General features: G+C 52.8%; 17 protein-coding genes and 1 tRNA gene. 4 read left to right on the top strand and 14 right to left on the bottom strand.

Features of this window, described 5'->3' with window-relative positions:
* Positions 1–25 precede the first annotated feature (25 nt).
* Genes BM373_RS00955 through prmB form a run of 5 tightly spaced genes read right to left on the bottom strand, consistent with a single transcriptional unit; the run spans position 26 to position 4277 of the window.
* On the bottom strand, positions 26–574 hold the full coding sequence (locus BM373_RS00955; protein ID WP_090458391.1) for an elongation factor P hydroxylase: 549 nt from the start codon (positions 572–574) through the stop codon (positions 26–28).
* Positions 574–1383, bottom strand: coding sequence for a sulfite exporter TauE/SafE family protein (locus BM373_RS00950; RefSeq protein WP_090458389.1), 810 nt, complete (start codon positions 1381–1383; stop codon positions 574–576). The genes BM373_RS00955 and BM373_RS00950 overlap by 1 nt, the downstream gene beginning before the upstream one ends.
* Positions 1383–2207 carry a penicillin-insensitive murein endopeptidase gene (mepA, locus tag BM373_RS00945; protein WP_090458388.1) on the bottom strand — a complete coding sequence of 275 codons (825 nt, stop codon included), beginning with the start codon at positions 2205–2207 and terminating at the stop codon, positions 1383–1385. Before mepA ends, BM373_RS00950 begins: the two co-directional genes overlap by 1 nt.
* A 3-nt stretch (positions 2208–2210) precedes the next feature.
* Positions 2211–3296, bottom strand: coding sequence for a chorismate synthase (aroC, locus tag BM373_RS00940; RefSeq protein WP_090458386.1), 1086 nt, complete (start codon positions 3294–3296; stop codon positions 2211–2213).
* A gap of 48 nt (positions 3297–3344) precedes the next feature.
* Positions 3345–4277 (bottom strand): 50S ribosomal protein L3 N(5)-glutamine methyltransferase, encoded by a 933-nt coding sequence (prmB, locus tag BM373_RS00935; RefSeq protein WP_090459938.1) that lies wholly within the window; start codon positions 4275–4277, stop codon positions 3345–3347.
* A gap of 167 nt (positions 4278–4444) precedes the next feature.
* On the opposite strand from prmB, the gene smrB reads away from it, so the two are divergent.
* Positions 4445–4996 (top strand): endonuclease SmrB, encoded by a 552-nt coding sequence (gene smrB / locus BM373_RS00930; protein WP_090458385.1) that lies wholly within the window; start codon positions 4445–4447, stop codon positions 4994–4996.
* 74 nt (positions 4997–5070) lie between these two features.
* Here smrB and sixA read toward each other — a convergent pair whose 3' ends face one another.
* The 4 genes from sixA to BM373_RS00910 all read right to left on the bottom strand — a co-directional run bounded on the left by sixA (position 5071) and on the right by BM373_RS00910 (position 9667).
* Positions 5071–5556, bottom strand: a complete 486-nt coding sequence (gene sixA, locus BM373_RS00925; RefSeq protein WP_090458383.1) for a phosphohistidine phosphatase SixA — start codon at positions 5554–5556, stop codon at positions 5071–5073.
* A gap of 208 nt (positions 5557–5764) precedes the next feature.
* The gene (gene fadJ, locus BM373_RS00920; RefSeq protein ID WP_090458380.1) at positions 5765–7912 is read right to left on the bottom strand and encodes a fatty acid oxidation complex subunit alpha FadJ; all 2148 of its coding nucleotides are present in this window, start codon (positions 7910–7912) and stop codon (positions 5765–5767) included.
* Positions 7912–9222 (bottom strand): acetyl-CoA C-acyltransferase FadI, encoded by a 1311-nt coding sequence (gene fadI, locus BM373_RS00915; protein ID WP_090458377.1) that lies wholly within the window; start codon positions 9220–9222, stop codon positions 7912–7914. Before fadI ends, fadJ begins: the two co-directional genes overlap by 1 nt.
* 160 nt (positions 9223–9382) lie before the next feature.
* The gene (locus BM373_RS00910) at positions 9383–9667 is read right to left on the bottom strand and encodes a YfcZ/YiiS family protein (RefSeq protein ID WP_090458374.1); all 285 of its coding nucleotides are present in this window, start codon (positions 9665–9667) and stop codon (positions 9383–9385) included.
* Positions 9668–10029: 362 nt separating this feature from the next.
* On the opposite strand from BM373_RS00910, the gene fadL reads away from it, so the two are divergent.
* Positions 10030–11313, top strand: coding sequence for a long-chain fatty acid transporter FadL (gene fadL, locus BM373_RS00900; RefSeq protein ID WP_090458371.1), 1284 nt, complete (start codon positions 10030–10032; stop codon positions 11311–11313).
* 60 nt (positions 11314–11373) lie between these two features.
* On the opposite strand, the gene mlaA is transcribed toward fadL, so the two are convergent.
* Positions 11374–12126, bottom strand: a complete 753-nt coding sequence (gene mlaA, locus BM373_RS00895; protein WP_090458368.1) for a phospholipid-binding lipoprotein MlaA — start codon at positions 12124–12126, stop codon at positions 11374–11376.
* 278 nt (positions 12127–12404) lie between these two features.
* On the opposite strand from mlaA, the gene BM373_RS00890 reads away from it, so the two are divergent.
* Both BM373_RS00890 and BM373_RS00885 read left to right on the top strand, forming a co-directional pair.
* Positions 12405–13346, top strand: coding sequence for a formate/nitrite transporter family protein (locus BM373_RS00890; RefSeq protein ID WP_090458366.1), 942 nt, complete (start codon positions 12405–12407; stop codon positions 13344–13346).
* Positions 13347–13421: 75 nt separating this feature from the next.
* Positions 13422–13496 (top strand) — tRNA-Arg (locus BM373_RS00885).
* A 247-nt stretch (positions 13497–13743) separates the two neighbouring features.
* On the opposite strand, the gene BM373_RS00875 is transcribed toward BM373_RS00885, so the two are convergent.
* The 4 genes from BM373_RS00875 to BM373_RS00855 form a co-directional block, all read right to left on the bottom strand.
* A complete protein-coding gene (locus BM373_RS00875) occupies positions 13744–15570 on the bottom strand; it encodes a 3'-5' exonuclease (protein WP_371261075.1) in 1827 nt (608 codons plus the stop codon).
* Between the two features lie 77 nt (positions 15571–15647).
* A complete protein-coding gene (locus BM373_RS00870; RefSeq protein WP_090458360.1) occupies positions 15648–16892 on the bottom strand; it encodes a GIY-YIG nuclease family protein in 1245 nt (414 codons plus the stop codon).
* A gap of 76 nt (positions 16893–16968) precedes the next feature.
* Complete coding sequence (locus BM373_RS00865) at positions 16969–17367, bottom strand: YdcA family protein (protein ID WP_090458358.1); 399 nt, start codon at positions 17365–17367, stop codon at positions 16969–16971.
* A 369-nt stretch (positions 17368–17736) separates the two neighbouring features.
* Positions 17737–18378 carry a hypothetical protein gene (locus BM373_RS00855; protein WP_090458353.1) on the bottom strand — a complete coding sequence of 214 codons (642 nt, stop codon included), beginning with the start codon at positions 18376–18378 and terminating at the stop codon, positions 17737–17739.
* Between the last annotated feature and the right edge of the window lie 129 nt (positions 18379–18507).

Genomic DNA, 18507 nt, shown 5'->3' with positions numbered 1-18507 from the left:
CTTCTTTCCTCTTTATAACGTGGCTTCAGTTAAGGTCTTCTGGCCACGGAAACTGTTCCGCCGCGAGTGGCGGCGTATGGTAATAATCCTGTAATGCTTTGATAAAACGCGCCGGACGCGGAGGGATCCCCTCTTCCAGATACGTCATGACCTGCGCGTGTACACGGCGCTGAAAAACAATGCGGTCGGGTTCAAAATCCCCTTCCAGATTGTCGCAACTGACGTTGAACGGGTAACCTGCCGCCACACAAAACAGCCAGTCGAACGCCTGCGGTTTAACCTCGACGTCTTCAAATTGCCCCTGTGTTTTGGCATCACGCCCATCCGGGCAATACCAGTAGCCAAAATCCACCTGCTCGCGGCGTGATTTCCCGGCAATACACCAGTGGGAAATCTCATGCAGTCCGCTGGCATAGAAGCCATGAGCAAACACGATGCGGTTGTACGGCACGTCGGCATCCGCAGGAAGATAGATGGGTTCGTCGTCGCCTTTAATCAGACGTGTATCAAAGTCGTCGGCAAAGCAGCCGTCGAAAATTTCTATAAGTTGTTGGTAATTGTGCGTGCTGTTCATTAGTTCATCCCCAACCAGTGAAGGATCTCCTGTCCATGGCTATCAAAAAGAAGTTTTGCGCTCATCACCGCCGAGACAATCACAATCATCGGGCGGATCAGTTTTTGTCCTTTGCTTAATACCAGACGTGACCCCATACGCGCGCCGAGAAACTGCCCGGCCAGCATGACGAAGCCTGTCGCCCAGACCACCTTGCCGCCGATGATAAACAGCAGCAGGCCGCCGATATTCGACGTAGCGTTCAGCACTTTGGCGTGGGCTGTGGATTTAGCGAGATTGAACCCGCACAGCGCGACGAATGCCAGCGCGTAGAACGATCCCGCACCAGGGCCAAAAAAGCCATCGTAAAAACCGACGCAGCCACCCGCAATGAGCGCAAAGGGCAAACCGTACAGACGACGCTGGCGATCTTCTTCACCAAGCTTCGGCATCAGCAAAAAATAGAGGCCGATGCAGATCACCAGTACCGGCAAAATCTGGCGCAGGACGTCAGATTTAACGTACTGCACCAGCAGCGCGCCAGAGGTGGAGCCAATAAAGGTCATCAAAATATTGAGCTTCTGGTCGTGCAGGCTCACGACTTTGCGCCGAATAAAATAGAGAGAAGAAGAGATTGATCCGCCACAGGCCTGAAGTTTATTGGTTGCCAGCGCCTGAGCAGGCGTCATCCCGGCTGCCAGCAGTGCCGGAACGGTCAACAGCCCTCCCCCGCCCGCCAGCGCATCAATAAATCCGGCCAGTAGCGCGACGACAAACAGCACTGCCAGCAGAAGCGGTGACACCAGAAAAATATCGCTAAAATTGTCCATTAAAGTACATGCTCATCCAGTAGCGCCTGGCAGGAAGGCGGCAACGGTGGCGGTGTCTTCTTCTCAGGCTTGGTTGTTGCGGGTTTTGGTGGTTCAAACCAGCTTTGCAGTTCCGCACCGCAGCCATCACCTGGTGGTGGCAGAGGTTGATCTTCGCATTCCAGGCTTCCCGCCGGGCAGCGCAGCCGGACATGCATGTGCGCACGATGCTGGAACCATGGACGGACTTTACGCAGCCAGTCGCGGTCGGTTCCGGCGTCCTGGCAAAGCTGCTGTTTAATTGCCGGGTTCACGAAAATGCGCGTCACGTCATTATCTTCTGCCGCCAGCTTAATCAGATGGCTGATCTCAGGCTGCCACAGCGACGGCACGACATGCTTGCCATCGCGGGAAACCAGATCCAGCGCCTGCGGTTTTAATAACTGAGCCGCGCTCCAGCGGGTTTGCGGAAGCTGGAGGAAAATGTCCACATCCAGCCCGGTCTGATGACTGGCGTGGCCGCCGTTAAACCGCCCGCCTGCGGGCATCCCCATGTCACCAATCAGGATTGTCCCAAGACCCAGGTTATATACCTGATTCCCCAGGCGCTGAATGAAAAGCACCAGATCCGGGTGACCAAAATAGCGACGCTGATCGGTACGCATTACCTGATACGTTTCTGACTGCACGGGAAGCTCAGCGGCTCCCACGATGCAGCCATTTGAAAACGCCCCAATCGACTGGGCGCTACCAGCGACGGGATGCGTAATTTTTTGCCAGGGTGTTGCCGCAAGGCTAACGTAACTTGCGAGCAATGCCAGCAGAGCAATGGCGGTTTTTTTCATCAGTTACCAGCGTGGAATAGTCGTTGTGACATCGGCGTTCTGCGCGCGCTGGCGCATAAAGTGATCCATCAAAACAATCGCCAGCATCGCTTCGGCGATAGGCACCGCACGAATACCCACGCAGGGATCGTGACGTCCTTTGGTGATCATCTCCACTTCGTCACCGAAACGGTTAATGGTGCGGCCGGGCACGGTGATGCTGGACGTTGGTTTCAGGGCGATGTGGGCCACGATAGGCTGACCGCTGCTGATGCCGCCGAGCACGCCGCCCGCATGATTGCTCTGGAAACCCTCTTTGGTGATTTCATCACGGTTTTCGCTGCCGCGCAGGGCCACGCTGTCAAAACCGTCGCCAATCTCGACGCCTTTCACCGCGTTGATGCTCATCAAAGCATGGGCGATGTCAGCATCCAGGCGGTCAAATACTGGCTCGCCAAGACCTGCGGGCACGCCCTCGGCGACCACGGTGATCTTCGCCCCAATCGAGTCGCCCTCTTTTTTCAGGCCGCGCATCAGTTCATCCAGCGCCTCGATTTTATCGGGGTCCGGGCAGAAGAACGGGTTCTGTTCCACCTGATCCCAGTCTTTGATTTCAAGCGGGATGCTGCCCATTTGCGTGAGACAGCCCCGGATCACGATGCCGAATTTCTGGGCAAGGAATTTTTTGGCAATGGCACCCGCCGCCACGCGCATCGCGGTTTCGCGTGCGGAAGAGCGTCCGCCACCACGATAGTCACGCAGGCCATATTTTTGCTCGTAGGTGTAATCAGCGTGGCCGGGACGGAATACGTCTTTGATGGCGCTGTAGTCCTGAGAGCGCTGATCGGTATTCTCAATCAGCAGGCCGATACTGGTGCCGGTCGTCACGCCTTCAAAGACGCCAGAGAGGATTTTGACCTGATCCGGCTCGCGGCGCTGGGTAGTGTAGCGCGATGTACCTGGGCGGCGGCGATCAAGATCCTGTTGCAGATCGGCTTCTGTCAGCGCAATGCCCGGCGGCACGCCATCCACGATACAACCGAGCGCCACGCCGTGTGATTCACCAAACGTAGTTACGCGAAAGAGTTGTCCAATGCTGTTTCCTGCCATCACGGCTCCGTTATTTTGTTGTGTTGTTACGTGGCTTAGATTTGCGGCTTAATCTTTATAAATGCTGAAGTGTTCGCGCGCGGCGAGCAACTCCGCTTTGGTCAGCATAAAGACGCCGTCACCGCCGTTGTCGAACTCAAGCCAGGTGAACGGGACGTCCGGATACTGCTCCATCAGATGTACCATGCTGTTACCGACTTCACAAATCAGGATGCCCTCGTCGGTCAGATACTCCGGTGCACAGGCCAGAATGCGGCGCGTCAGCTTCAGACCGTCGCTGCCGGAGGCAAGGCCCAGTTCCGGCTCGTGGCGGTATTCATTGGGCAGATCGGACATGTCTTCTTCATCAACATACGGCGGGTTGGTGACGATCAGATCGTATTGCACCTTCGGCAGATCGCGGAACAGATCTGAGCGAATCGGCGTGACGTGATGGATCAGACCGTGCTCTTCAATATTATGCTCGGCCACCGCCAGCGCGTCCGGGGAGATATCCACGGCGTCGACTTCCGCGTTGGGGAATTCATAGGCGCAGGCAATCGCGATGCAACCGCTGCCGGTACACATATCCAGAATATGCTGTGGCTGGGTGTTAATAAGATCGGCAAAACGGTTCTGGATCAGTTCGCCAATCGGCGAACGCGGCACCAGCACGCGCTCATCAACGTAAAATTCATGGCCGCAGAACCAGGCTTTATTGGTGAGATAGGCCACCGGGATGCGCTCGTTAACGCGGCGGATCACGCGCTCAACGATACGGTGGCGCTCGCTGGAGGTCAGGCGCGCGTTGCGCATGTCTTCCGGGATATCCAGCGGCAAGTAGAGTGTCGGTAAAACCAGTTGTACGGCTTCATCCCACGGATTATCGGTACCGTGTCCGTACCAGATATTCGCCGCGCTGAATCGGCTAACCGACCAGCGCAACATGTCCTGAATGGTATGCAGTTCACTCACTGCTTCATCAACAAAAATTTTATCCACACTATCCTCCAAGACATGCATTGCTTTAAATTCGGCGGCTAGTTTGCCATGAAGACGCCGATAAATCAGCATTCACGCGCGTGGCAGGCCTGGAAAAATGCGTTTTGTCTGAACACAGCTGGCACCTTGTCGGGTAAACTGTCGAAAACAGAAAATGAGATGAATAAATGAAGAAGAAAACATCGCTTAGCGAGGAGGATCAGGCGCTGTTCCAGCAGTTGATGGCAGGCACTCGCAAAATTAAGCAGGACACCATTGTTCATCGCCCGGTGCGCAAAAAAATCACCGAGGTGCCGGTAAAACGTCTGCTTTCCGAGCAGGCGGACGCCAGCCATTATTTCTCTGATGAATTTCAGCCGCTGCTTAATACCGACGGTCCGGCAAAATATGTGCGCCCGGACGTAAGCCATTTTGAAGTAAAGAAGATCCGTCGCGGTGATTACTCCCCAGAGTTGTTTCTCGATTTACATGGTCTGACGCAGATGCAGGCAAAACAGGAGTTGGGCGCGCTGATTGCCGCCTGCCGCCGTGAGCATGTTTTTTGCGCCTGCGTGATGCACGGCCATGGCAAGCACGTACTGAAGCAGCAAACACCGCTGTGGCTGGCGCAGCATCCGCATGTGATGGCTTTTCATCAGGCCCCGAAAGAGTACGGCGGTGATGCAGCCTTGCTGGTGCTGATTGAAGTCGAAGAGTGGCAGCCGCCAGAATTGCCCTGATTTATCGCCTGTTTACCCGGTCCAGAAACAAGAAGAGCCGCATTACGCGGCTCCATTTCACAACTTCCGGCGGATCAGATCGCTTTGGCGACCTTCAGATTGCAGGGACTCATTTGCCAGTTAAATACCCCTTTACCCGCTCCGTCCAGCGTGACGCTGGCGATGGCGGAGGTAGAAAACATAGGCGGTGTTTCGCCCGGGCAAAGTTCTGCCACCAGATAACCGACCAGCGGCAGATGAGAAATCACCAGTATTGAGCCGGTAATTTCGCTCGCCAGCGCCTGAATGTAAGCGCTGACGACACGCACATCGCCGCCTGGCGTGAGCTCAGGCAATACTTCAACTTTCCCTGGCAGGTTAAGACACTCCCCCACCTCATCCAGCGTTTGTTCAGCACGCAAGAACGGGCTGACCAGAACACGCTCGATATCCACTTTTTGGCTTGTCAGCCAGGTTGCCATTTGACGGGACTCATCACAGCCGCACGTCGTCAAAGGTCGAACCGAGTCACTGGCTGCATCCAGAGCAGCGTCGCCGTGACGCATGATAAAAACTTGCATATTGCACCGCTTTTGTTAACCAGAAGCATTGGCCATGTCGGGCAAAACAGAATCTTTTTGCCGGGAAGACCAATGGCCGGGCATTGTGCCTTATCCATTCGTTGAATGAAACGCTGTGTTTTACATCATTGGCGCAAGTATAGTCAATCTCCGTTTACATATTGAGCAGGACTATCTTATTCAACGTCAGATTTACTCTTTTTTGACCTTAACTTACGGGGTCAGTTTCCTTTGTTGACCAAAACCTTACACCACGCTCTGCCATATCAACCAGCGGCGGGCAGGGTGTAAAGCGCTCTCCATATTGCGAGGCCAGACGTGTCAGTCTCGCAACAACCTCCCCCGCGCCGAGAGAATCCATATAACGGAACGGGCCACCCAAAAACGGGGGGAAACCAATACCAAACACCGCGCCGATGTCGCCATCGCGCGCGCTGCGGATCACCTTCTCATCAAGACAGCGCGCCGCCTCGTTGAGCATCAGCATGACGCAGCGTTCAACAATCTGATCGGACGACAATTTACCGTTGCCTGTACCGCCTGTCAGCGGGTAGATCGCCGGATCAACCTGTTTTTTGCTTGTACGCCCTTTCGCCGCGTAAAGATAGAATCCACGGCCATTTTTTCTGCCTTTGCGATCGTCATTCAAAATTGCGGTAATGACATTTGCAGGCGCGGAAAAACGTTCACCGTAAGCGCTTTCCAGCACAGGAATAATTTTAGTGCCTGTGTCGATTCCCACCTCATCCAAAAGTTGGATTGGGCCGACCGGGAAGCCAAATTTCACCAGCGCATTGTCGATCTTGTCGACCTGCTCACCTTCCGTCAGCATACGGATGGCCTCGTTAATATAGGGAGCCAGGATGCGGTTGACGTAGAACCCGGCTTTATCGGCTACCACAATCGGCGTTTTGCCCTGCAACTTCGCCAGTTGCACAGTAGTGGCGATAGTCTGCTCGCTGGTTTTTACGTGCGCAATGACCTCCACCAGCGGCATTTTTTCCACCGGGCTGAAGAAATGCAGGCCGATAACGTTTTCCGGTCGCGCGGCGTTAGCGGCAATATCGCTAATCGGCAGCGACGATGTGTTAGAGGCAAAAATCGTGTGCGGCGCACAGTGCGCTTCCACTTCCGCCACCATTTGCTGTTTGAGACTTAAATCCTCGAACACCGCCTCAATGACCACATCGCGGTGGGAAAAGCCCCGATAATCGGTGGCACCGGAGATCCGCGCCATTTCACGGTCGCGCTCACTGGCTCTGATATGGCGGCGGCGGACTTTTTTATCAAGCTGCTGCCAGCTGTATTGCAGGGCGTGATTGATCCCACGGGGATTAATATCTTTGATCCGCACCGGCAGCCCACCTTTACTGGCCGTGACATACGCAATGCCCCCGCCCATCAACCCGCCGCCAAGAATGCCGACTGATTTCAGCGGCCCTGCCGCAACAGCACTGCCGGGATCTTTTTTAATCTCGGTGCTGGTAAAGAAGATATGGCGTAACGCCTGCGACTGCGGGGTCATCGCCAGTTCACCAAAGGCCCGCGCTTCAGCCTCATAACCGCTGCTGCGGCCCTGCGCCAGCCCGGTCTGGATCACATCCAGAATGCGCTGCGCGGCAGGATAGTTGCCGTGCGTTTTCTGCTGCGTCTTTTTCTCAGCCATGCGGAACAGCAACGTGCGCCCCAGCGGGCCGGCGAGGATTTTCTCGCGTACGGGTAAATGACGGGTCGACGGGCGGCCTTTGTTGGCCAGCGCTACGGCAGCTTCCAGCAATATCGAGACGGGCACAACGTCATCGACAAGCCCCACTTTGCGCGCCTGACGCGGGCGAAGCTGTTTGCCGGTGAGGATCATATCCAGCGCGGTGCTGACGCCAATTAATCGCGGCAAGCGTTGCGTGCCACCGGAGCCGGGCAGAAGCCCTAACTGCACTTCCGGCAGTCCGAGCACGGTTTTGGGATCGTCGGTACAGACGCGGCCATGGCAGGCCAGCGCTAATTCCAGCCCGCCGCCCAGACAGGCACCGTGAATGGCGGCAATCACCGGCACCGGCAGCGCATGAATTTCTGCCATGATCTGCTGCCCCTGACGGGCCAGCGCTTCTGCTTCTTGCGCGCTGTGGCAGCGGTCAATCATGTTGATATCGGCACCGGCGATAAAATTGTCGCTTTTCGCGGAGATAAAAATAACGCCGCGCAGCGCTTTGTTCTCGCGCAGTTCTTTTAAAATGGCCCGCACCTGGCTGCCGAACTCCGCTTTCAGGGTATTCATTTTTTCGCCCGGCACGTCAATGGTCACGACGCCGATGTTATCGGGGCGCAGGGTGAGGGAAAACGCGGATGTCAGTTCCATTATTCAGCCTCCAGTACCATTGCCGAGCCGAGCCCGCCTGCGGCGCACGCCGTAACCAGGCCGAATCCCCCGCCCCGGCGACGTAATTCCTGTAACGTTTGGGTGATCATCCGCGCACCCGTGGCGGCAAACGGGTGCCCGTAGGCGATGGAGCCGCCCAGCACGTTAAATTTGCTGTCATCCACTTCGCCTGTCGCCTGCGCGCGCCCCAATACGTCGCGGGCAAACCGATCGCTTGCAAGCAGCTTGAGGTTCGCCAGCGTTTGCGCAGCGAAAGCCTCATGCATATCAAACAGGGTTAAATCGTTCAGGGTGAGCCCTGCCCGCTCCAGCGCCAGCGGTGTTGACCACGCCGGACCGAGCAGCATGTCTTCTTTGACGCCAATCGCGGTAAACGCGTAGCTGCGCAGATAGCCGAGCGGCGTTAAGCCTAATTCTCTGGCGCGGGATTCGGTCATCAGGATCACCGCTGCCGCGCCGTCGGTCAGCGGCGTACTGTTCGCCGCCGTGACGCTACCGTGTTTACGGTCAAATGCCGGGCGCAGTTTTGCGTAATCCGCAAGCGTGGAGTTATGGCGAATATTGTTGTCCTGATCGACGGGTTCACGGTATGGCGGCACGTAAGCGGTCATCACCTCGTCGGTCAGTTTCCCTTCGGCCCAGGCTTGCGCCGCACGTTGATGAGAGCGATGCGCCAGCGCGTCCTGCTCTTCGCGGCTGATTTGCCAGGTTTTTGCCATTTGTTCGGCGGTATCGCCCATCCGCAGTCCGGTTGAATACTCTGCGACGGCGGGCGGGACCGGCAACAGATCGCGTGGGCGCAGCGCGGAAAGCAATTTAACTTTATGCCCGGTAGTGCGGGCCTTACTGAGATCGAGCAGCGTGCGCGCCAGTTTTTTACTGACGCCGATAGGCAGCACGGAGGAAGAGTCAGCCCCGCCCGCAATGCCCGCGCGGATGGTACCCGCCATCAGGCTTTCCGCCACGTTTGCCACCGCCTGAAAGCTGGTGGCACAGGCGCGGCTGACGCTGTAGGCATCGGTATGGATATTCATGCCGGTGCCCAGCACGATTTCACGGGCAATATTGGGGGCTTCCGGCATCTGAACAACCTGGCCGAACACCAGTTGCTCGATGGCTTCCGGCGGAATTTCGCTGCGCGCCAGCAGTTCGCTCACGACCATTTTCCCAAGTTCGATGGCCGGGATGCCGTGAAAAGCGGTGGCCTGGCGGGCAAAAGGGGTACGCAACCCGCTGACAATGGCAATGCGGTCGCCCTGACGGGTGACAAGCGGTAATGCCTGACTCATAACACTCCCCTGTTAACAACGTAATTTACTAAGTGGTCTGACCTCAACAGTCTTAACCATTTTTTTACATTTAGCCAACCGGGGGAGCGAAATTTTGGGAGCTAACACGCGAAGATAATTGAGAAAACGCTCCTGAGAGAGGAGCGTTTTAGAGAGGGGATTAACGCAGGCCTAACTGGAAGATCAGGGTTTCGGCTTCACACGCGAAGACAAAATCGATATCCAGACGCACGCCATCAGCTTCTTCAGTAAAAGTTGGGGTGATTTCGCACGGTTCAGATTCCACGCTGCGGGCTTTAGCGGTCAGCGCGGCCAGCGTTTCATCGGCTTCTGCGCGATTGGCAAACACGCGACTGTACGATGCGGTGCAATCGGTGTTGTCCATAATGGTGCCCACATCCATACAGCAGCAAACCGGGGTTTCATCAGCACTGCATTTACTCATGGTAGATTTCCTCTGTATTTTGCCAGATAAACGATGTGTGTATTTTACGCGCCACCGGATATGTGCTCCAGTCGAGTTTGAGCGGAAATCAGATAAGTGACCGTTATCACACTTAAAAATGATCTAAAACAATTATCGCCCTTTCTTCTGAGTGCGCCTGGCCGCAATTTTGCCAGGTAGATCTCGTTTCGATGATCACAACTGAAAATTTTTATAAACAACCTTGCAACATTCCATCTGGTCAGACCTATACTTGCGCCACTGGTCTGATTTCCAAGCCGTACCTCAGACCCTACACTTCGCGCTCCTGTTACGGCATGTAACAATGATTGAATAAAAATAAATCGGATGAGGTTATGGTCATGAGCCAAAAAACCCTTTTTAACAAATCTGCACTTGCTGTTGCAGTGGCAATCGTCTCTACACAGGCCTGGTCAGCAGGCTTCCAGTTAAATGAATTCTCTTCGTCCGGACTTGGCCGGGCTTATTCTGGTGAAGGTGCGATTGCGGATGATGCCGGTAACGTCAGCCGTAACCCTGCCCTCATCACGATGTACGATCGCCCGACGTTTTCTGGCGGTGCTGTCTATATCGATCCCGATGTGAATATTTCCGGTCGCTCGCCGTTTACAGGCCGCAGCACTAACGCGGATAACATCGCGCCGACCGCGTGGGTACCTAACCTGCACTTTGTTGCACCGATCAATGAACAATTTGGCTGGGGCGCGTCCGTGACCTCTAACTACGGTCTGGCCACCGAATTCAACGATAACTACATCGCGGGCGAATACGGTGGCAAAACCGATCTGACCACGCTGAACCTGAACCTGAGCGGCGCATATCGCTTAAACGATAACTGGAGCTTCGGCCTCGGTTTCGATGCCGTCTATGCTGACGCAAAAATCGAACGTTACTCCGGTGAGCAAACTGCTGCGTTACCGAAAGTGAACAATAAAATCGCCAGCCTTGAAGGTGACGAGTGGGGCTTTGGCTGGAACGCCGGGATCCTGTATGAGCTGGATAAAGACAACCGCTACGGTTTGACCTACCGCTCAGAAGTGAAAGTCGACTTTGATGGCGATTATAAAGGCAGCATCGCGACCCCAATCAACTCGGTTGTACCGGGCGCGGGCACTGCTTATCCGTTTGGCACCTCCGGCCAAACTGTTCCTGGCTCGCTGTCGCTGCATCTGCCTGAAATGTGGGAGCTGTCCGGTTACAACCGCGTTGCGCCGCAATGGGCTGTGCATTACAGCATCGCTTACACAAGCTGGAGCCAGTTCCAGGAGCTGAAAGCCACCGGCACCAACGGCCAGACTCTGTTCTATAAAGATGAAGGCTTCAAAGACTCTTACCGCCTGGCGCTGGGTACCACCTACTACATGGACGACAACTGGACATTCCGTACCGGTATCGCCTATGACGATAGCCCGGTTCCGGCTGGCAAACGCTCCATCTCCATCCCGGATCAGGATCGTCTGTGGCTGAGCGCAGGGACCACCTACGCCTTCAACGACAACGCGTCGGTGGATGTGGGTGCCTCTTATATGCACGGCCAGAAAGTGACCGTCAACGAAGGCCCGTATACTTTCCGCTCTGAAGGTAAAGCCTGGCTGTTCGGTACTAACTTTAACTACGCGTTCTAATCATCGCGTAATAAAAAAGGTGAACTTCGGTTCACCTTTTTTTGTTTCTTTCGTCCGGACTTATTCGGAATCGATATCCTTTAAATCATCCTGAATCGCCTGGGCGTTAGGATTCTCATCAGGTTTCAACTGACCGCCGTTAGCAATAAAGTCGTGACGCTGGAAATAGGCTTCGCGCACCAGAATATACGGGTCGGAAGACTGGCGCAGCAGGCCGTCGGAATCCAGAAGCTGAGCGCGGGACTCGATCCCTTCCACCGTCCATTTACCCACCGAGAGCGGCCAGGTCAGCCAGGAGAGCACCGGATAGAGCGTATCCGCCATATCGCCGCCATCTTCACGCAGCGTGAAGCTGCCATAGAAAGGAAGCTGGACATACGGGCCGTAACCTACGCCATAGTGCCCCAGCGTGCTGCCGAAGCGATGCGGCTCAATGCGTTGCAGTTTTTCATTCGACAAGCCCGCCACATCAATAAACCCACCCATACCCAGCAAGGTATTCAGGAAGAAGCGAGTGAAGTGGACCATACCTTTATAGGGATCGCCCTGCAGGAAGAAGTTCACCATGATGGCGGGCTCTTCCAGGTTGCTGGTGAAATTGCTCAGACCATTTCTGGCCGGCTGCGGAACATAATCACGCCAGGCAACGGCAACCGGCCGCAGGACATACGGATCAACCACATTAAAGTTGAAGTTGTACATTGTGCGGTTGAATCCTTCTAACGGATCCGAGCGCCCTTGTTGTTCCCCGGAACTGGCACAACCAGCCAATAACGTGGCTCCCAGCGCGAGCGCCGACAGGCGAAGTTTCATGGGTGTCTCCCTGTAAAAATGGCCTTTGCGGAATGTCATCCGTAACGGTACAAACACGCTTCACTTATGTACCTGGTTTGAATACGCAAGCAATTGTATCAGCACGTTTAAACCTGTCTATGTCCGGCTGACGCCGGGGGATGTATTCAGCATAGCGGTATTTGGCTGCAATTTTATACATACTTTGAAACATCGTTATCACCTTTCTTGCGATTACAGGCAATTTAGGTGCAAGCCGCTACGCTTAATGCAGTGAATGAAGAACGGGAGCGGCCATCGTGGACGAGTTAAAAGAAGATAAATTAGATAAACATAGCGACGAAATTGAAGTTGAAAGTGAAGAGAACTCACGCGGTGAAGATATCGAGATGGATGAAGATCATCTCCCGTCGCGCGCCATGGCTATCCATGAACATATTCGCCAGGATGGGGAAAAGGAGATGGAGCGCGATGCAATGGCGCTCTTGTGGTCAGCTATCGCCGCCGGACTTTCCATGGGCGCGTCGCTACTGGCAAAAGGCATTTTTCATGTCCAGTTAGAGGGCATACCCGGCGGATTTGTACTGGAAAACCTCGGCTACACCTTCGGCTTTATTATCGTCATCATGGCGCGCCAGCAGCTGTTCACCGAGAACACCGTCACCGCCGTTTTACCCTTCATGCATAATCCGACGTTCAGTAACGGCGGATTGTTACTGCGTTTGTGGGGCGTGGTATTACTCGGCAACCTGATCGGCACCGCGATTGCCGCCTGGGCGTTTGAATATATGCCGATTTTTGATGAAGAGACGCGCGATGCGTTCGTTAAAATCGGCATGGAAGTGATGAAAAACACGCCGTCAGAGATGTTTGCGAACGCCATTATCTCCGGCTGGCTGGTCGCCACCATGGTCTGGATGTTCCCGTCTGCGGGTGCCGCCAAAATCGTGGTGATCATTTTGATGACCTGGCTTATCGCGCTTGCCGACACGACGCATATCGTGGTCGGCGCGGTGGAGATTTTCTACCTGGTGTTTAACGGTAATCTGCACTGGAGCGAATTCCTCTGGCCCTTCGCCCTGCCAACGCTTGCCGGCAATATCTGCGGCGGTACGTTTATTTTTGCGCTGTTAAGCCATGCTCAGATCCGCAACGACATGAGCAACAAACGCAAAGCCGAAGCCAAAGCAAAGGCCGATAAAGCGCAGGAAGAACGAAAGTCTGCGAAGAAAGATACGTAAATGGCGACACTTTAAGCATTCAGGCGGTCACGCGCTTAACGCACTGACAAAATGACGCTATACTCGTGCCGCCTCGTCCCCTTAGTTAAATGGATATAACGAGCCCCTCCTAAGGGCTAGTTGCAGGTTCGATTCCTGCAGGGGACACCATATACAACTCTCCTGACGTCTACCGAATTCAATAAAATCCCCTCATCATCAGTGAAAAAACCTCTATTTTGACCAGGTGCGTACGTGCCAGCGTGTATCAGGCCGCCGTCTGTAGCTCCACACCGTTTTGCTTAAACAGTAACAGGCAGATTTTTTCGGCAGAACGCCAGTTCACAGCTTATTCATCTCATCGCGCAGGGCGGCATAATCCGATAGCGCGCATGGGGTCGCTACCGGTTTTAACATTTTATGCATAGCCATCCTGTCGCTCTTGCAGGTCAACGCCGGCAAATTTCGTCAACTGACGACTGATGCTGTTTTCTTTGTAGCAGGTCACCAGCAGCGAACGCGTTGCGCGGGTAAATGCCACATAAAGCGCTGGGATAACTTCCGACTCATCCTCAGCGCCTTTATGAACAAAAGACGCATTGATGACGGCAACGTAAGGAAATTCCAGACCTTTACTGCTCTGGAAAGTCATGAGATGTACAACATCGTCGCGGTGTGAGTAGGCTTTTTTATCCCCGGAGGTAAAGCTAATGGCGGTGGGTATCTTATGCTGCTCCAGCAATCCGGTGAGTCCGTCTACCGAATAACGCGTCGGGCAAAGGACAGCTATATCTCCCCATCGACCTGTAACCGCATGTTTTTCCTTCAGCCATGCCACAACGCGACGGGCTTCCTCTGCTTCCGACTGGCATAATTCAATATCAGGAATATCACCCTCCTCTCCGCAGGCCTCCGGCAGCACCAGAGGAAGCTCCTGATTATGATGACCGTCAAAATAATCACGCGAGAAGGCATACGCAAAATTGAGTATACGGCAGGGATTGCGATAGTTAACGCGAAGAACCGACGTGCGCCCCTGAGCCTGGATACCCACACTCGCCAGCGAGAAGTTAAGTGCTCTTTCACGTCGGTACAGCGACTGCGCGTCATCGTACATCAGCAACAGCGAACGGGTTGTGTTATCAAACAGTCGGGCAATGAGCGAAAGCCAGCGCTGGTCAAAATCATGTCCCTCATCAACCAGCACAGCATCATAACCGCTATCTGTCACGGCTCCGCTGTTAACCGCATTTTCGAGCGCGGCAAAACAGTTATCGAAGAACAGCCCTTCCCGGCTCACATTGAGTTTGAATTTTCGGGCGGCACTCGCACACCAGTCGTGGAAATGATACACGTGCACTTTATCCGACAGCCCTCTTTCAGCAACAGAATCGCGGATGTAGTTTGCAAGAATAATATTAAAACAAAGCACTAATACAGGACGCGTTGTCGTTTCTGAAAGATACAGACAACGGTAGAGTAAAATAAGTGTCTTGCCGGAACCCGCCACACCATGGATAACGCGGTGCCCTTCCCCAAGATTGCGTGCCAGCACCTCCTGCTGCAGGTCCATTACCCTGCAGACCTGATTGCTCTTTTTCTTCGTCCGAATAGCAATCTCCGGGAACAAATGCTGGCGGAGAATATCCCTGACTGCCGGAGTGACTGCCGGTCTGAATCGGGTGGTAAACAAGCCAGAAATTTTAGAACGAAACGCAGAAGCAGAGACAGATTCCGTCATTTCATCCTGACAAATTGTCAGTGCCCGGGGAAATAAAGATTCGACTGCCCCGTCGTCTGAGAGGGAGGTCAGTTGCTGGCGGGTGATATTCGTAAAAATAACACCATAAGCCCAGGCAATATTGAGCTTTCCTTTGTACAGGCCAGTATTTTGCTGCAGTTTCGGCTCACGGGATAACGATTCGACGGTCGCACAGGCGTACTCCCTGACCTGTACCAGCGGATTTTGTTCCTGCTTTTCTCCCTGCGCAGTCAGGAGAGTTACAGTCTGCGGGTCAATATGTTGAAGTGTGCTCAGCTTCCAGTCTTTAACTTCAAGAAAAATAAGTCCGTTTGCGGGATCGATAACAACAAAGTCAGGATGCCTGTATTCCCGCCCCACTGGAATGTCATACCAGATAAGGCAGTCCTCCCCGAGATGTGATTCAAGACGCTGGGCTACACGCCGCTCCCCGTGCGTCATTCTGCCTGAGCATAGCGTCAGGGATGTCATTAATTTCGCCATACAATGTTATCCACTTAAATGCAGTACATCAGCAGAGCACGACATTAGCTCTGCTGTCAAAACATCAGGATATGATGTTATGCGGCTTCGCTCTCTGCATATTTGAGACTCTGCAGATACTGTAGCGCCATCGGGTCGGCAATATATTCAACCTGTCCATGGTGACGCTCTACCTCATCAATAATTCTGCTGAGCTCAACCCGGAAAAACTCCTTACGCAGGTTAATTCGGTTAATCCGGTAGCGTTCCAGATGGTCATGTAGTGTCTTTTCAAGTGCGGGGGCATCATCACAGGAAATCATGGCATGGACGTCAAAATCAAACGGCACGGCTGCCCCGCTCAGTTCTTTCACGCGTTCCATCGGTTCCAGCCGTCGGGTCATACCGATTTTGAAGACATTTTCACCGAAGGAACCAATATTTGAAATCACATATACATGTCCCTGCTTTGTAAGCTGGGCCATGGATTTGGCGCGTTCATACTGCTGATGCACATCCTGGATTTTCTGCTCCAGCTCCAGACGCTGTCTTTCCAGCTCTTCCCTGTGAGCACCTTCAGCAGCGAGCAGGGCTTCATCCAGTAGACGCTGCTGCTCAGCAAGGCGTTGTTTCTCCTCCTCTGCCTCACGCTGTTGCTGGTCCAGTTCATCCTGACGCTGTTTTTCTTCCCGCATCTGACGCTTGAGCTCAGCCTGGTATTCTTTTTCTTCCTGCGCCTTTTCCAGCAGGGCGACCTTATCCAGAAACTGCTGTTTTACGCCTTCCCAGTCAGCATTATCCTCAAGTTTCAGAAAGGTGATTTTCTCGCTGATGGCCGCGTAAGCCTCTCTCTCCTTCCTGAGCTGGTCGTACTTGCTTTGCCAGTTATTTACAGTGGTGCCGGAAAGCAGAGTTTTGACTTTGAATTGATACGCTGCGTCCACAATACGCTGCAGCGCCCGGGAGGCTTTATTTTTGGCATCGTGAAATTCATCCCATTGACCGGAAAGCTGTTTCTTTTCCTGGTACAGGCCGCGAGCCACTTCGGTACTGACGGTTTCTTCAAAGGCTTTCTCTTTCTGTGCTAACTCCGACACGGCCTGTTCAAGCTCCGCTGTTTTCTTTCGAAAACCCCGGTAAATGAAAACCCGCATTATTAGTGCAACGGCAATTAACAAACCGAAGAACAGAGTGATGATTCCTGCCGGATTTGAAACAGACTCAATAAATTGTTCATTTAGATTGATGAGTGCTCTTGCTGCGACATAAACGCCCCAGGCAATGACGCCAATAATGACAAGAATAATACCTGAAGCATTATCATCTTTTTTTCTTCGTGCCATATTTTATTTCCCTCTTCTTATTTCAATCCTGATTATTTAATCTGAAGGACAGGCAAGGGCTTTTTGCCATGCCAGATTAATATTGGTTCCCTGAGCAAATCGGTAAATGGGTGTATCCGGGCTTGTTGGCCATATAGAGCGGGGTGCATGTTGGCTGACGGGGTTGCGTACTGACCGGTTCGTCGTTTTCTGTAATACGTCGCGGTTTTTTATTTTTCGCAGTTGTCACCTTTTTCGTCTGCGTTTTGCGGGTGGAAGTGGACGGTTTTACCGGGTTGCTGACCTCTGAAGAACCATACCCGGAACAGAATCGCTTCGACTGACTCAAACTCCCGTCATTGCAGACAAAGCGTCCATCCGATGAGCAGTGCGCAATGCCTCCCTTTGAACCCGAACAGGGTTGCCTTCCACGCGCGGCATCGGCTTGTGCCGTGAATAGTATTCCTGAAACCAGAAGGAAGATTAATTTTTTCATTTCCATATCCGTGATTTATTTTTTATTTTGGGACTCTGTCCCAGCCAGCACTGACTGTTTTTCCAGGTAAATACTCAATCACTAACACGCAAAAAAAAATAATAACTATTACTCACTCCAATTCAACTATAACAGTAGCGCGATGCTCAGCTAAAAAACGTTATTCATCATAAACATATGTATAAGCAAACCGATATATGAAATAGCCTACAAAAAATCCTGCTATCGAAAACATACCCCAGAGATATCTGGATTCGCTTGAAGATAACAAAAAAAACCAAATAGTAAATACAATACCAGAACTTCCCAGCCCTATCCCCGCTCCGCGAATTAATCGGGAAATGATTACCAGAAGAATTATCTTGATATTCATAAGCCTCCAAAAAAGTATTCGCATACTTTATCAAACTCGGCAGGATTTCTGTCTCCTACCTCACAGGCTGTTTCAAAAGGCTTAACGATATCTTCAACAATAAAATAAAGAAGATCGAGGTCACCAAGGCGTTGGAGCTTATTGTGCAAAACAGGATTTCTGTCTTCGAGGTCTCTTGATGTATAAATTGCTCTGGATGTTTCAGCACCAACAGATAACAATAAGCCAGCCAAACTTCCGGCAAAAAAGGCTGATACACCTCTGGATGCTATTGCTTCACCCAGCTTCACACCCGTTAGTTCAGTAAATGCCATTTTCCCCATGAACGAACCGGAAACATTTTTCACGAAAGAAGATATTTTTTCGATGTGAATGCGTGAAATAAAATCCTCGAGAGAGGTTTTAATAATTTGCTCAATAACCTGAGGATTAAACACGCCATTTTTAATCAATTGAGCCAGCCTGAATTTATCATCAAGGTTATCTCTGCGATGATCAGTATCAATAAAATCATATCCCAGGTAGCCAAGACTGACTGGAAATGAAATAAAACCTTTTCCTATTGCCCCCCAAAAACCAGAGCCATCGATATTAATAGCCTCAAGCATATCCCTGGCAATTTCTTTCGCGCTGTCCATAATTGTTACCTTTTAGATAAGCCTGTTAATCAAACTCCAGCCCTATTCCTTCTTCCTACCTCCATTTCAGAGTCAGGGACGTGGGTTATTACCTTACAGCCATGTGAGTCAGCAGCTGTTGGCTCAGTA

The organism is Enterobacter sp. kpr-6 (assembly GCF_900116015.1).
Taxonomy (GTDB): domain Bacteria; phylum Pseudomonadota; class Gammaproteobacteria; order Enterobacterales; family Enterobacteriaceae; genus Enterobacter_D.
Note: the sequence above shows the minus strand (reverse complement) of the source record. Positions and strands in the feature narration are given on the sequence as shown.